The sequence below is a fragment of the Azotobacter bryophylli genome (assembly GCF_042643485.1).
GTDB lineage: Bacteria > Pseudomonadota > Gammaproteobacteria > Pseudomonadales > Pseudomonadaceae > Azotobacter > Azotobacter bryophylli.
This window is the reverse complement of sequence record NZ_JBHRSJ010000030.1, coordinates 135,600-150,124: the sequence shown is the minus strand read 5'-3', so window position 1 is coordinate 150,124 and position 14,525 is coordinate 135,600. Positions and strand designations below refer to the sequence as shown.

The following is a 14,525-nucleotide window of genomic DNA, read 5'->3' as shown; positions in this document are numbered from 1 at the left end:
GGGGCCGGTGCAGCGGCGGGCGCGGCGGCGCTCGGCTGGGCAGGGGCGGGCGTCGGGGTGGGGGCGGCCGGAGCTGCCGCCGCTGCCGCCGCCGGTGCGCCGGCGCTACGCAGGGTGAGGATCGGGGTGCCAGTACTCACCTCGTCGTTCAGCTGGACGGCGACGCTTTCCACCACGCCGGCGGCCGGCGAGGGGATCTCCATGCTGGCCTTGTCCGACTCCAGGGTGATCAGCGACTGCTCGGCCTGGACGCTGTCGCCCGGCTTGACCAGGACCTCGATGACCTTGGCCTTGCCGGCCGAGCCGATGTCCGGGACCTTGACCTCCTGGCTGGCGCTGGCCGCCGGCGCCGCGGCAGGTGCCGGGCTGGCCGGCTGGCTCGCGGCCGGGGATGGAGCCGGAGCTGCTGCGGCGGGCGCTGCGGTCGCTGCTTCGGCGTCGCGCAGGGTGAGGATCAGGTCGCCGGTGCCCACTTCGTCGTTCAGCGCGGCGGCGACGCTCTCCACCACGCCGGCGGCTGGCGAGGGGATCTCCATGCTGGCCTTGTCCGATTCCAGGGTGATCAGCGACTGCTCGGCCTGGACGCTATCGCCCGGCTTGACCAGGATCTCGATGATCTTCGCCTTGCCGGCCGAGCCGATGTCCGGGACACGGACTTCCCGGGTCGCGCCGGCAGTGCTCGGGGTCGCGGCGGGGGCGGTCGGAGTCGGCTCCTCCACTTCGTCGACCGCCTGGGTCGGCGCGGCGGGCACCGCTTCGGGGGCGGCGGCCTGGCCGTTGGCGCTGTCCAGTTCGATGATCGCATCGCCCTGTTTGAGCTTGTCGCCCAGCTTGGCGAGGATGTTCTTCACCACGCCGGCGGCCGGCGAGGGGACTTCCATGCTGGCCTTGTCGGATTCCAGCACCAGCAGTCCCTGCTCGGCTTCGACCCGGTCGCCCGGCTTGATCAGCAGTTCGATGACTTCGCCTTCGCCGCCGATGTCGGGTACACGAATGAGTTCGCTCACGTTGCTTCTCCTTAGCAGTCCAGCGGATTGCGTTTGTTCGGATCGATACCGAACCGGGCGATGGCGTCGGCCACCACCGAGGGCTCGATGTCGCCGCGCTCGGCCAGGGCTTCCAGCGCGGCCAGGGCGACCCAGTAACGATCCACTTCGAAGAAGTGACGCAGTTTCTTGCGGCTGTCGCTGCGGCCGAAGCCGTCGGTGCCGAGCACCTTGTATTCCTTGACCGGGACCCACTGGCGGATCTGGTCGGCGAACAGCTTCATGTAGTCGGTGGAGGCGACCACCGGGCCCTTGCGCCCGGACAGGCACTGCTCCACGTAGCTCAGCTGCGGCTTCTGCTCCGGATGCAGGCGGTTGTGGTGTTCCACCGCCAGGCCGTCGCGGCGCAGCTCGTTGAAGCTGGTGACGCTCCATACGTCGGCGCCGACGTTGTAGTGCTCGCGCAGCAGCTTGGCCGCCTCGCGCACCTCGCGCAGGATGGTACCGGAGCCGAGCAGTTGGACGTGGTGGGCGGCTTCCCGCTTGTCCTCCTCCAGCAGGTACATGCCCTTGACGATGCCTTCCTCGACACCCTCCGGCATGGCCGGCTGGATGTAGTTCTCGTTCATCACGGTGATGTAGAAGAACACGTTCTTCTGTTCTTCGGTCATCTGGCGGATGCCTTCGCGGATGATCACCGCCAGCTCGTAGGCGTAGGTCGGATCGTAGCTGCGGCAGCTCGGGATGGTCGCGGCCAGCAGGTGGCTGTGGCCGTCCTCGTGCTGCAGGCCCTCGCCGTTGAGGGTGGTGCGTCCGGCGGTGCCGCCTAGCAGGAAGCCGCGCGCCTGGATGTCGCCGGCGGCCCAGGCCAGGTCGCCGATACGCTGGAAGCCGAACATCGAATAGAAGATGTAAAACGGCAGCATCGGCTGGTTGTGGTTGCTGTAGGAGGTCGCCGCGGCGATCCAGCTGGACATGGCGCCGGCCTCGTTGATGCCTTCCTCGAGGATCTGGCCCTTCTTATCCTCGCGGTAGAACATCACCTGGTCCTTGTCCACCGGCTCGTAGAGCTGGCCGACCGAGGAGTAGATGCCGAGCTGGCGGAACATGCCTTCCATGCCGAAGGTGCGGGCCTCGTCCGGGATGATCGGAACGATGCGCGAGCCCAGCTCCTTGTCCTTGACCAGGTGCGAGAGGATCCGCACGAAGGCCATGGTGGTGGAGATCTCGCGGTCGCCGCTGCCGTCGAGGAGCGCCTTGAGGGATTCCAGCGGCGGGGTCGGGATGCTGATGCTCTTGCTGCGGCGCTGCGGCACGAAGCCGCCGAGCTTCTCGCGGGTCTTGCGCAGGTACTTCATCTCCGGGCTGTTCTCGTCCGGCCGGTAGAACGGCAGGCCTTCCAGCTCCTCGTCCTTCAGCGGGATGTCGAACTTGTCGCGGAATTTCTTCAGGCTCTCGATATCCACCTTCTTGGTGTTGTGCGCGGTGTTCTTCGCTTCACCGGCGCCGGTGCCGTAGCCCTTGATGGTCTTGGCCAGGATGACGGTCGGCTGGCCCTTGTGGTTGACCGCCTGGTGGTAGGCCGCATAGACCTTGTAGGGATCGTGGCCGCCGCGGTTGAGGCGCCAGATCTCGTCGTCGGACATGTCCTTGACCATTTCCAGCAGCTCGGGCCGGGCACCGAAGAAGTGCTTGCGCACGAAGGCGCCGTCCTTGGCCTTGTAGTTCTGGTAGTCGCCGTCGACCACCTCGTCCATGCGCTGCTGCAGCAGGCCGGCATGGTCCTTGGCGAACAGCGGGTCCCAGAAACGGCCCCATACCACCTTGTTGACGTTCCACTGGGCGCCGCGGAACACGCCTTCCAGTTCCTGGATGATCTTGCCGTTGCCGCGCACCGGGCCGTCCAGGCGCTGCAGGTTGCAGTTGACCACGAAGATCAGGTTGTCCAGCTGCTCGCGCCCGGCCAGGGCGATGGCGCCGAGGGATTCCGGCTCGTCGCACTCGCCGTCGCCGAGGAAGCACCAGACCTTCTGCTGGCCGGCGGGGATGAAGCCGCGGTGCTCCAGGTACTTCATGAAGCGCGCCTGGTAGATCGCCTGGATCGGACCGAGGCCCATGGAGACGGTGGGGAACTGCCAGAAGTCCGGCATCAGGTGCGGGTGCGGGTAGGACGACAGGCCGTTGCCGTCGACCTCCTGGCGGTAGTTCTGCAACTGCTCTTCGCTGATGCGCCCTTCGAGGAAGGCGCGGGCGTAGACGCCGGGGGAGGCGTGGCCCTGGAAGTAGATCAGGTCGCCGCCGTGTTCCGCCGTGGGAGCCTTGAAGAAGTAGTTGAAGCCGATGTCGTACAGGGTGGCGCTGGAGGCGAAGGTGGAGATGTGACCGCCCAGGTCCGGGTCCTTGAGGTTGGCGCGCATCACGGTGGCCAGCGCGTTCCAGCGTACCAGGGAGCGGATGCGGCGTTCCATGAACAGATCACCGGGCATCTGCGCCTCATGGGCGACCGGGATGGTGTTGCGGTAAGGCGTAGTGATCGCATAGGGCAGCTCGGTGCCGCTGCGGGTCGCCAGTTCGCCCATCCGGGTCAGCAGATAGTGGGCGCGGTTTTCGCCTTCCTGTTCAAGAACGGACTCGAGGGCGTCCAGCCACTCCTGAGTTTCGACGGGGTCAAGGTCTTGCATGTCTTGCTCCATGGCGGAAAGGCTTCCAGAATCGGTAGCCAGGATGCGCGCCCCACCTTTTGGGTGGGCGCGGTTTGTTATTCCTCTGTCGGGGGTGAACCGACGAGCTTGTAGTTTTACTACAAGACTTCGCCCTTTTCAGCCCCCTTCGGAGGAATTTTTCGTAGCAAAACTACATCGCGAATCGATCGCTCCCTTTCACTTCCGGGCACGCCTCGCGCCGATCCTGCCGAATTGCGAGGGTGCCGCCGAACAGGATAGATCCATGAGCCTGCCTCTGCTGGCCACATTGCCAGCCTCGCTGGAAACCTTTGTCAGTCGTGCCGAAACAGAGTTCGAGCGAGCCGTCGCGGGCCTCGACCGGGAGCCGGCGGCGTCTCTTTCCCGCTGGCCCGAAGCGCGTCGCCAGGCCTTCGCCCGGGTCTGCGCGGCCAGCGATTTCGTCATCGAGCAGGCGCTGCGCGATCCCGAGCTGTTCCTGGAACTGGCGGAGAGCGGCGAACTGGAGCGCTCCCTGGGCGACGGCGAGCTGCGCGGGCAACTGGCGGCGGCGCTGGAGGGCTGCGGGAGCGAGGACGAGCTGGCGCGGCGTCTGCGGCGTTTCCGTAACCGCCAGCAGATGCGCATCGTCTGGCGCGACGTGAACCGCCTGGCGGACCTGCGCGAGACCTGCCGCGATCTATCCGACCTCGCCGACGCCTGCATCGATCTGGCCTGCCAGTGGCTGTACGCCGGTCTCTGCGCCCAGTCCGGCACCCCCGTCGGACGGCGCTCCGGGCAGCCGCAGCAGTTGATCGTGCTAGGCATGGGCAAGCTGGGCGCCGGCGAGCTGAACCTGTCCTCGGACATCGACCTGATCTTCGCCTACCCGGAGGGCGGCGAAACCGAGGGGACGCGGCGCTCGCTGGACAACCAGGAATTCTTCACCCGTCTGGGCCAGAAGCTGATCAAGGCCCTGGACACGATCACCGTGGACGGCTTCGTCTTCCGTGTCGATATGCGCCTGCGCCCCTACGGCTCGTCCGGTCCGCTGGTGTTCAGCTTCAGCGCCCTGGAGCAGTACTACCAGGATCAGGGGCGCGACTGGGAGCGCTACGCCATGATCAAGGCGCGGGTGGTGGGCGGCGATCCGGTCGCCGGCAAGCAGCTGCTGGAGATGCTGCGGCCGTTCGTCTACCGGCGCTACCTGGACTTCTCCGCCATCGAGGCGCTGCGCAGCATGAAGCAGCTGATCCAGCAGGAGGTACGGCGCAAGGGTATGGACGCCAACATCAAGCTCGGTGCCGGCGGCATCCGCGAGGTGGAGTTCATCGCCCAGGCCTTCCAGCTGATCCATGGCGGGCGCGACCTGAGCCTGCAGCAGCGGCCGCTGCTCAAGGTGCTGGACACCCTTGAGGGGCAGGGCTATCTGCCGCCGGCGGTGGTCGCCGAGCTGCACGAGGGCTACGAGTTCCTGCGCTATACCGAGCACGCCCTGCAGGCGATCGCCGACCGCCAGACGCAGATGCTGCCGGACGGCGAGACCGACCGGGCGCGGGTCGCCTTCATGCTCGGCTTCCCCGACTGGGACAGCTTCCATGCCGGACTGATGAAGTGGCGCGAGCGCATCGACTGGCACTTCCGCCAGGTCATCGCCTCGCCGGACGAGGAGGGCGAGGAGAGCGAAGCGGCGCCGGGCGCCGAGTGGCTACCGCTGTGGGAGGATGCCCTCGACGAGGAGGCGGCCTGCCGGCAGCTCGCCGACGCCGGCTTCGCACAGCCCCGCGAGGCCTGGCAGCACCTCGCCGGCCTGCGCGACAGCGCCCAGGTGCGGGCCATGCAGCGCATCGGCCGCGAGCGGCTGGACGCCTTCGTCCCGCGCCTGCTGATGCAGACGGTCGAGCACGAGAGGCCCGATCTGGTGCTGGAGCGGGTGCTGCCCCTGGTCGAGGCGGTGGCCCGGCGCTCGGCCTATCTGGTGCTGCTCACGGAAAACCCCGGCGCTCTCGAGCGCCTGCTCGACCTTTGCGCCGCCAGTCCCTGGATCGCCGAGCAGATCGCCCGCTTCCCGCTGTTGCTCGACGAGCTGCTCAACGAGGGCCGGCTGTTCAGTCCGCCGGGCAAGGACGAGCTGGCCGCCGAGCTGCGCGAGCGGCTGATGCGCATCCCGGAAGAGGACCTGGAGCAGCAGATGGAGGTGCTGCGCCACTTCAAGCTGGCCCACCGCTTGCGCGTGGCCGCCTCGGAGATCGCCGGCACCCTGCCGTTGATGAAGGTCAGCGACTACCTGACCTGGCTGGCCGAGGCTATCCTCGACCAGGTCCTGGCCCTCGCCTGGCGCCACACGACGGCCCGCTACGGCGCGCCGCGCCGGGCCGACGGCAGCGCCTGCGAGCTGGATTTCGTCATCGTCGGCTACGGTAAGGTCGGCGGCATCGAGCTGGGCCACGGCTCGGATCTCGACCTGGTGTTCATCCACGACGGCGATCCGCAGGCCGAGACCGACGGCGCCAAGCCGATCGACGGGGCGCAGTTCTTCACTCGTTTGGGCCAGCGCATCATCCACCTGCTGACCGTGCAGACCACCTCCGGTCAGCTCTACGAGGTGGACATGCGCCTGCGCCCGAGCGGCAACGCCGGGCTGCTGGTCAGCTCGCTGGCCGCCTTCCAGCGCTACCAGGAGCAGGAGGCCTGGACCTGGGAACACCAGGCCCTGGTGCGGGCGCGGGTGCTGGTCGGCTGCCCGCGGGTGGCGGCGGCCTTCGAGCGGGTGCGCGCGCAGATCCTCGGCCGGTCGCGCGACCTGGCCGAGCTGCGCCGGCAGGTCAGCGAGATGCGCGCCAAGATGCGCGACAACCTGGGTACTCCGACCAGTGCCGGCGGCACCGCGGAGAATGCCTTCGAGCCCGCGGTTCCGTTCAATCTCAAGCAGGATGCAGGCGGTATCGTTGACATCGAATTTATGGTGCAATATGCGGCCCTCGCCTGGTCGCACCAGCACCCCGAACTGTTGCGCTACACCGATAACATCCGGATTCTGGACGGACTGGCACACGCCGGCCTGCTGGCTGGCGACGAAGTTCATCTGCTGCAGGAGGCCTACAAGGCCTATCGCGCCGCAGCCCATCGACTGGCCCTGCAGAAGCAGCCGGGTGTGGTCGGCGGAGACCAGTTCCGCGACGAACGCCGGGCGGTGATGCGGATCTGGCGGGAACTTGGGCTGAGCTGAATTCAGGGCAACCGATCCTGTCGCAGCGGGCGGCGTTGGCGCTGCCCGGTCTGGACGCGTTTTACGAATTGAAATCTTGAGGAGCAGGCTAATTATGTCGATGGCCGACCGTGATGGTGTGATCTGGTACGACGGCGAACTGGTGCAGTGGCGCGATGCGACCACTCATGTGCTGACCCACAGCCTGCACTACGGTATGGGCGTGTTCGAAGGCGTGCGTGCCTACAAGACCCCGCAGGGCACGGCGATCTTCCGCCTGCAGGCGCACACCGACCGCCTGTTTGACTCGGCGCACATCATGGGCATGAAGATCCCGTTCACCAAGGACGAGATCAACGAGGCCACCAAGGCCGCGGTGCGCGAGAACAACCTGGACAGCGCCTACATCCGCCCGCTGGCTTTCTACGGCTCGGAAGGCATGGGCATCCGCGCCGACAACCTGAAGGTCCACGTGATCGTCGCCGCCTGGCACTGGGGCGCCTACATGGGCGAGGAAGCGCTGGAGCAGGGCATCAAGATCCGCACCAGCTCCTTCACCCGTCACCACGTCAACATCTCCATGACCCGCGCCAAAGCCAGCGGCCACTACATCAACTCGATGCTGGCCCTGCAGGAAGCGGTGTCTGCCGGCGCCGACGAGGCCCTGCTGCTGGATCCGGAAGGCTACGTGGCCGAGGGTTCGGGCGAGAACGTGTTCGTGGTCAAGAACGGCGTTATCTACACTCCGGAAGTCACCGCCTGCCTGAACGGCATCACCCGCAACACCGTGCTGACCCTGGCCGGCGAGCTGGGCATCCCGGTGGTCGAGAAACGCATCACCCGCGACGAGGTGTACATCGCCGACGAGGCGTTCTTCACCGGCACCGCCGCCGAAGTCACCCCGATCCGCGAGCTGGACGGCCGTCAGATCGGCATCGGCCGCCGCGGTCCGGTCACCGAGAAGCTGCAGAAGGCCTACTTCGATCTGGTCAGCGGCCGCACCGACGCTCACGCCGAGTGGCGCACCCTGGTCAAGTAAGCGGGCTCGGGGAGGCAGGCGCGCGGGTTGGCTAGAGGCTCCGGCTGCCCCCAGCAAGAGGCGCCGCGCGTGTCGCACGGCGCCGAATCCAACCCACGGTCTGTCCGGACTCTTATGAATATCCTGATCATCGGCCCCAGCTGGGTCGGCGACATGGTGATGGCGCAGACCCTGTTCGTCTGCCTGAAGCAGCGCCATCCCGACTGCTCGATCGACGTGCTGGCCCCCGAGTGGAGCCGGCCGATCCTCGAACGCATGCCCGAGGTACGCCACGCGCTGGGCTTCCCGCTCGGCCACGGCGTGCTCGACCTCGCCGCGCGCCGGCGCATCGGCAAATCCCTCGCCGGGCGCTACGACCAGGCGATCCTCCTGCCCAATTCGCTGAAGTCGGCCCTGGTGCCGTTCTTCGCCGGCATCCCGATCCGCACCGGCTGGCGCGGCGAGATGCGCTTCGGGCTGCTCAACGACATCCGCACGCTGGACGAGGCGCGCCATCCGCTGATGATCGAGCGCTTCATGGCGCTCGCCTTCGAGGCGGACGCCGAGCTGCCGCAGCCCTATCCGCGGCCGTCCCTGCGCATCGACCCCGAGAGCCGCGCGGCGGCTCTGGCCCGCTTCGGCCTGGAGCTGGACCGTCCGGTGCTGGCCCTCTGTCCGGGCGCCGAGTTCGGCGAGGCCAAGCGCTGGCCGGCCTCGCACTACGCCCGGGTGGCCGAGCGGAAGATCCGTGACGGCTGGCAGATCTGGCTGTTCGGCTCGCAGAACGACCATGCGGTCGGCGAGGACATCCGCTCGCGGCTGATTCCCGGCTTTCGCGAGGAAGCGGTCAACCTGGCCGGCGCGACCGCCCTGGCCGAGGCCATCGACCTACTGTCCTGCGCCTATGCGGTGGTATCCAACGATTCCGGCCTGATGCACGTGGCCGCCGCGCTGGGCCGCCCGCTGGTGGCGGTGTACGGCTCCACCTCGCCGCAGTTCACCCCGCCGCTGGCGGAGCGGGTGGAGATCGTCCGGCTCGGTCTGGAGTGCAGCCCCTGCTTCGAGCGCAGCTGCCGTTTCGGACACTACGACTGTCTGCGCGATCTGCCGGCGCAGCGGGTCGACGAAGCGCTGGACCGCCTGCTGCCGCAACCGGTCGAGGGCGTGTAGCGTGAAAGTCCTGCTGATCAAGACGTCCTCCCTGGGCGACGTCATCCATACCCTGCCGGCGCTGACCGACGCGGCGCGTGCCATTCCGGGCATCCAGTTCGACTGGGTGGTGGAGGAGGGCTTCGCCGAGATCCCGGCCTGGCACCCGGCGGTGGCCCAGGTCATTCCTGTGGCGATCCGTCGCTGGCGCCGGAGCCTTTGGCAGACCCTGGCGGGCGGCGAGTGGCGGCGCTTCAAGCGGCGCCTGCGGGAGAGCCGCTACGATCTGGTGATCGACGCCCAGGGCCTGTTCAAGAGCGCCTGGCTGACCCGCTACGCCAAGGCGCCGGTGGCCGGCCTCGACCGTGCCTCGGCCCGCGAGCCGCTGGCCAGCTACTTCTACGACCGCCGATATACGGTGCCCTGGGGGCAACATGCGGTGGAGCGGGTGCGCCAGCTGTTCGCCCTGGCCCTCAACTACTCCCTGCCGGCCGGCTTGGGCGACTACGGCCTCGACCGCCGGCGCCTGGCCGACCGCTCGACCTTGCCCTACCTGCTGTTCCTCCACGGCACCACCTGGGACAGCAAGCACTGGCCGGAGAGCTACTGGCGCGAGCTGGCCGAGCGCATGACCTGGCTCGGCTGGTCGATCCGACTGCCTTGGGGCAACGCCGAGGAAAAGGCCCGCGCCGAGCGTCTCGCCGAGGGGCTGGACAAGGTCGTGGTGCTGCCGAAGATGAACCTCGCCGGGGTGGCCAAGACCCTGGCCGGCGCCAGCGCCTGCGTGGCGGTGGACACCGGCCTCGGCCATCTGGCCGCAGCGCTGGACGTGCCGACCCTCTCCCTCTACGGGCCGACCAGCCCCGGACTCACCGGCGCCTACGGCCGCGGCCAGGTGCATCTGGCCGCCGACTACCCGGCCTGCGTGCCCTGTCTGGCCAAGTCCTGCCAGTACAAGCCGACCGAGGCGGACCGCCGCCAGCTGGATCTCAAGCGCGAGCGCCCGGTGTGCTTCAGCCGGCTCGCGCCGCAGCGGGTGGCGACCGAGCTGGAAGGGCTGCTGCTGGACGAGGGGCTGCGTTGATGCAGCTGGCCTTCGTCCTCTACAAGTACTTCCCCTTCGGCGGCCTGCAACGCGACTTCCTGCGCATCGCCCTGGAGTGCCAGCGGCGCGGGCATGCCATCCGCGTCTACTGCCTGATCTGGGAGGGCGAGGTGCCCCCCGGCTTCGAGGTGAGGATCGCGCCGGTCAGGGCGCTGTTCAACCACCGACGCAACGAGCGGTTCAGCGCCTGGCTGCGGGACGACCTGGCGCGCCGGCCGGCGGATCGGGTGATCGGCTTCAACAAGATGCCGGGGCTGGATGTCTACTACGCCGCCGATCCCTGCTTCGAGGACAAGGCGCAGACCCTGCGCAGCCCGCTGTATCGCAAGTGGGGGCGCTACAAGCACTTCGCCGAGTACGAGCGGGCGGTGTTCGCCCCCGAGTCGAGGACCGAGATCCTGACGATCTCCGAGTTGCAGCAGCCCCTGTTCGTCAAGCACTACGGAACCCCTGCCGAGCGCTTCCATCTGCTGCCGCCGGGCATCGCCGCGGACCGCCGCGCGCCCGCCGATGCCGGGCTGATCCGCGCCGAGTTCCGTCGCGAGTTCGCTCTGGCGGACGACGAGCTTCTGCTGCTGCAGATCGGCTCCGGTTTCAAGACCAAGGGCCTGGACCGCAGCCTCAAGGCCCTGGCCGCATTGCCCCGGGAGCTGAAAAAGCGCACCCGGCTGATCGCCATCGGCCAGGACGATCCCCGGCCGTTCCTGCTGCAGAGCACGGCGCTGGGCCTCTCCGAGCAGGTGCAGATCCTAAGGGGGCGCAGCGACATCCCGCGCTTTCTGCTCGGCGCCGACCTGCTGATCCACCCGGCCTACAACGAGAACACCGGGACCGTGCTGCTCGAGGCGCTGGTCTCCGGGCTGCCGGTGCTGGTCACCGAGGTCTGCGGCTACGCCCGCTACATCGCCGAGGCCGACTGCGGCAGGGTGCTGTCCGGCCCGTTCCGCCAGGAGGCCTTCGACCGCCTGCTCGCCGAGATGCTCACGGATACGCCGCAGCGTGCGGCCTGGGGCCGCAACGGTCTGGCCTTCGCCGAGACGGCCGACCTCTACTCCCTGCCGCAGCGGGCGGCCGATCTGATCCTCGGGGAGGGCGCATGAGCGTGATCTGGAGGGTAGATAGCACGCGCAGCGTTTATCCACCGGCGATGCCTCGGCGGGCCAATGGTGGGCAAGGCTGCGCCGTTGTCGGCTCTACGGGGGGCATGGCATGAAACTGGTCCTCGGCGAGCCCTTCGGAGCCCTGTGGGCCGGGTGCGATCCGTTCGCCGGGGTCGAGCGGCTGCAGGGGCAGGTCTTCCGCGAGCTGGAGGGCCGGCGAACGCTGCGCATCGAGGTGGCGGGGCGCGGCTACTTCGTCAAGATCCACCGCGGCGTCGGCTGGGGCGAGATCGCCAAGAACCTGCTGACGGCCAGGGCGCCGGTGCTCGGTGCCGCCCGGGAGTGGACGGCGCTGCGGCGTCTCGCCGAGGCTGGGGTGCCGACCATGACCGCCGTCGCCTTCGGCGAGCGCGGCGCCAATCCGGCCCGCCAGCATTCCTTCCTGGTCACCGAGGAGCTGGCGCCGACCGTCAGCCTGGAGGACTTCTGCCGCGACTGGCCGAGCCGGCCGCCGGCGCCGCGCCTGAAGCGCGCGCTGATCGCCGAGGTGGCGAGGCTGGTCGGCGGCATGCACCGTGCCGGGGTCAATCACCGCGACTGCTACATCTGCCATTTCCTCCTGCACACCGACCGGGTCCCGGCCGCGGACGACCTGCGTCTGTCGCTGATCGATCTGCACCGCGCCCAGACCCGCGGGTGCACGCCCCGGCGCTGGCGCGACAAGGATCTGGCCGCCCTGTATTTCTCGGCCCTGGAGATCGGTCTGAGCCGACGCGACAAGCTGCGTTTCCTCAAGGGCTATTTCCGCCAGCCGCTGCGCACGATTCTGCGCGGCGAGGCGCCGCTGCTGAACTGGCTGGAGGCCGAGGCCCGGCGGCTGATGACCCGCTACCGGCGCAAGCGCGCTGCGGGAGTCGAGCTGTGAGCCGCTGGCAGCTGGCCGCCGGGCTGGACGACCAGACGGCTGCGGCTTTCGCCAGCCTGGATGCGGTATTCGCGCTGGAGGGCGAGCTGATCACCCGCGATCTCCTGTCCAAGGTCCTCCGCGTCGAGATCGCCGGCGTGCGCTATTACGTCAAGCTCTACCGGGGAGCGGGGAAGGGACTGCGCCGTTTCCTCGGCCGGCCGCGAGTCCAGGCCGAATGGCAGAATCTGGAGCTTTTCGCCGAGTGGGGCATCCCGACCGCTCCCCTGGTGGCCTGGGGACTCGAGCGTTCTCTGGGGGGCTTTCGTCGCGGCGCGCTGATCACCCGGGAAATCGTCGCCAGCCAGGATCTGGCCGCGATGGCTAAACGGGGCGATTCGCGCCTGGCCGACCCGCGCTGGGTGGATGCCGTCAGCCGCCAGCTGGCCCAGGCGACCCGCATCCTTCACGATCACCATTTCGTCCACAACGACCTGAAGTGGCGCAACCTGCTGGTGGACCCCGCGGGCCAGCTGTTTCTGATCGACTGTCCGTCCGGCGCCTTCTGGTGGGGGCACTGGCTGCGCTGGCGCATCACCAAGGATCTGGCCTGCCTGGACAAGGTGGCCAAATACCAGCTGTCGCGGACCCAGCGGTTGCGCTTCTACCTGCAGTACCGGCGGCGCAAGAAGCTGAACGCCGGCGACAAGCGGCACATCCGCAAGATCCTGAGCTACTTCGAGGGGCGGGAATGAGCCCTTTGCGGGCGTCACGGATGCCGCGCCGCTCCTGTTCTGCGGCGCACGCCGGGACTTATCGATAGAATCCCTGTATCGCGCGCTGCACCGGCGGCGGAGCCTCGAGGAACCCAGCACATGAACCTACGCCAGCTTGCCAGTGCCGGTCGCAATCCGGATCTGCCTCTGTCGGTCGAACTGGCCGATGCCGCCGGTCCAGCGACCCTGCGTCTGGAGCGATTGCTGCGCGTGCTGCCCGGCCAGCGCTACGTCGGTCGCGGCGAGTGGCGGGGCAAGCGGGTCCTGGTCAAGCTGCTGGTCGGCGGCAAGGCGGCGCTGCAGTTCCAGCGCGAACTGTCCGGTGCCCGCCTGCTCGCCGGGCAGGGGCTGACCACCCCACAGCTCATGGCCGATGGCCTGACGGAGGGGCAGGGCGGCTGGTTGCTGTTCGAGTATCTGGAGGGCTGCCACAGCCTCGCCGAGGAGTGGCAACGGGTGGCCCAGGAACCGCCGTTGTCGGACGGCCAGCAGACGGTACTGGGCGAGGCTCTGGCGGCCATCGCCGGACTGCACGCCAAGGGACTGTGGCAGGCCGACCTGCACCTCGACAACCTGTTGCGCCACGAGGGGCGAATCCATTTCATCGATGGCGGTGGCCTCAAGGCGGAAGAGCCGGGCAAGCCGCTGTCCCGCGACAGGGTGCTGGAGAACCTCGGCGTGTTCTTCGCCCAGTTGCCGCCCTCGCTGGAGCCCTTCACCGAAGAACTGCTGGTGCACTACCTGCTGGCCAATGCCGAGCATGCCCTGCCGCTGGAGGCCCTGCTCAAGGAGGTGGCCAAGGTCCGTCGCTGGCGCCTGCGCGATTTCCTGCACAAGCTCGGCCGCGACTGCAGTCTGTTCGACGTCCAGCGCAGCGCCAGGCTCCTGCGGATCGTGCGCCGAGACAGCGAATCGCTGCTGCGCCCGTTGCTGGACGACCCGGATGCCGCCATCGCCCGTGGCCATGTCTACAAGACCGGCGGCGCCGCCACCGTGGCGCGCGTCGAGGTCAGTGGCCGGACCTTGCTGGTCAAGCGCTACAACATCAAGGGCTTCGCCCACTGGCTGAAACGCTTCTGGCGTCCCAGTCGGGCCTGGCACAGCTGGGTGGAAGGCAACCGCCTGGATTTCCTCGGCATCGCCACCCCCCGCCCGCTGGCCGTGCTCGAGCACCGTTGCTGCGGACTGCGCGGTCGCGCCTACCTGATCACCGAGTACTGCGGGGGGCCGGATATCCTCGAGCGCTTCCGGCCGCTCCTGAACGGCACGCCGCCTGAAGAAGAGTTGCAGGCCCTGGAGCGGCTCTTTGCGACCCTGCTGCGCGAACGGATCAGTCACGGCGACCTGAAGGGCAACAACCTGCTCTGGCAGGACGGCCGCTGGCTACTGATCGACCTGGACGCCGTGCGGCAGCACACGGGCGCCGCCAGCTTCGCCGAAGCCTATGCCCGCGACCGGGCTCGCTTCCTGCGCAACTGGCCGGCCGACAGCATATTGCATCGGATGCTGGATGAGCGGTTGCCGAAACATTCTTCCCTTCAATCTGTAGGGGAAGAGGAGTGAGTGTGGCAGCTCCTGAAACTGGCAAGTTAGCGATAGTGCGGGCAGAAATTAAAGGG

10 protein-coding genes are annotated in these 14,525 nt (G+C 68.2%); 8 read left to right on the top strand and 2 right to left on the bottom strand.

The genetic code is table 11. The features are described from left to right. Together ACFOJE_RS14860 and aceE are read right to left on the bottom strand one after the other, a co-directional pair. Positions 1–1,007, bottom strand: a 1,007-nt coding sequence (locus ACFOJE_RS14860; RefSeq protein WP_377815226.1) for a biotin/lipoyl-containing protein, incomplete at its 3' end; no start/stop codon positions are given. A gap of 11 nt (positions 1,008–1,018) precedes the next feature. Further along, on the bottom strand, positions 1,019–3,667 hold the full coding sequence (gene aceE, locus ACFOJE_RS14855; RefSeq protein WP_377815224.1) for a pyruvate dehydrogenase (acetyl-transferring), homodimeric type: 2,649 nt from the start codon (positions 3,665–3,667) through the stop codon (positions 1,019–1,021). A 265-nt stretch (positions 3,668–3,932) separates the two neighbouring features. On the opposite strand from aceE, the gene glnE reads away from it, so the two are divergent. The 8 genes from glnE (at position 3,933) to ACFOJE_RS14815 (ending at position 14,469) form a co-directional block, all read left to right on the top strand. Beyond that, on the top strand, positions 3,933–6,875 hold the full coding sequence (gene glnE, locus ACFOJE_RS14850; protein WP_377815223.1) for a bifunctional [glutamate--ammonia ligase]-adenylyl-L-tyrosine phosphorylase/[glutamate--ammonia-ligase] adenylyltransferase: 2,943 nt from the start codon (positions 3,933–3,935) through the stop codon (positions 6,873–6,875). A gap of 94 nt (positions 6,876–6,969) precedes the next feature. Next, entirely contained in the window at positions 6,970–7,893 is a 924-nt protein-coding gene (locus ACFOJE_RS14845) for a branched-chain amino acid transaminase (protein ID WP_377815222.1), read from the top strand. Between the two features lie 114 nt (positions 7,894–8,007). Continuing rightward, positions 8,008–9,042, top strand: a complete 1,035-nt coding sequence (gene waaF / locus ACFOJE_RS14840; protein ID WP_377815221.1) for a lipopolysaccharide heptosyltransferase II — start codon at positions 8,008–8,010, stop codon at positions 9,040–9,042. Position 9,043: 1 nt separating this feature from the next. Beyond that, positions 9,044–10,105, top strand: a complete 1,062-nt coding sequence (waaC, locus tag ACFOJE_RS14835) for a lipopolysaccharide heptosyltransferase I (protein ID WP_377815220.1) — start codon at positions 9,044–9,046, stop codon at positions 10,103–10,105. Then, positions 10,105–11,226: a glycosyltransferase family 4 protein gene (locus ACFOJE_RS14830; protein WP_377815219.1), complete on the top strand. Its 1,122-nt coding sequence runs from the start codon at positions 10,105–10,107 to the stop codon at positions 11,224–11,226. The genes waaC and ACFOJE_RS14830 overlap by 1 nt, the downstream gene beginning before the upstream one ends. A 109-nt stretch (positions 11,227–11,335) precedes the next feature. Next, positions 11,336–12,151, top strand: a complete 816-nt coding sequence (rfaP, locus tag ACFOJE_RS14825) for a lipopolysaccharide core heptose(I) kinase RfaP (protein WP_377815218.1) — start codon at positions 11,336–11,338, stop codon at positions 12,149–12,151. Beyond that, positions 12,148–12,885, top strand: a complete 738-nt coding sequence (locus ACFOJE_RS14820) for a lipopolysaccharide kinase InaA family protein (RefSeq protein WP_377815216.1) — start codon at positions 12,148–12,150, stop codon at positions 12,883–12,885. Before rfaP ends, ACFOJE_RS14820 begins: the two co-directional genes overlap by 4 nt. Before the next feature lie 120 nt (positions 12,886–13,005). Then, a complete protein-coding gene (locus ACFOJE_RS14815) occupies positions 13,006–14,469 on the top strand; it encodes a lipopolysaccharide kinase InaA family protein (protein WP_377815215.1) in 1,464 nt (487 codons plus the stop codon). Positions 14,470–14,525 lie beyond the last annotated feature (56 nt).

Coding starts and splice junctions, on each gene's coding strand:
- aceE (WP_377815224.1), bottom strand. CDS start 3,667: ATGCAAGACCTTGACCCCGTCGAAACTCAGGAGTGGCTGGACGCCCTC.
- glnE (WP_377815223.1), top strand. CDS start 3,933: ATGAGCCTGCCTCTGCTGGCCACATTGCCAGCCTCGCTGGAAACCTTT.
- ACFOJE_RS14845 (WP_377815222.1), top strand. CDS start 6,970: ATGTCGATGGCCGACCGTGATGGTGTGATCTGGTACGACGGCGAACTG.
- waaF (WP_377815221.1), top strand. CDS start 8,008: ATGAATATCCTGATCATCGGCCCCAGCTGGGTCGGCGACATGGTGATG.
- ACFOJE_RS14830 (WP_377815219.1), top strand. CDS start 10,105: ATGCAGCTGGCCTTCGTCCTCTACAAGTACTTCCCCTTCGGCGGCCTG.
- rfaP (WP_377815218.1), top strand. CDS start 11,336: ATGAAACTGGTCCTCGGCGAGCCCTTCGGAGCCCTGTGGGCCGGGTGC.
- ACFOJE_RS14815 (WP_377815215.1), top strand. CDS start 13,006: ATGAACCTACGCCAGCTTGCCAGTGCCGGTCGCAATCCGGATCTGCCT.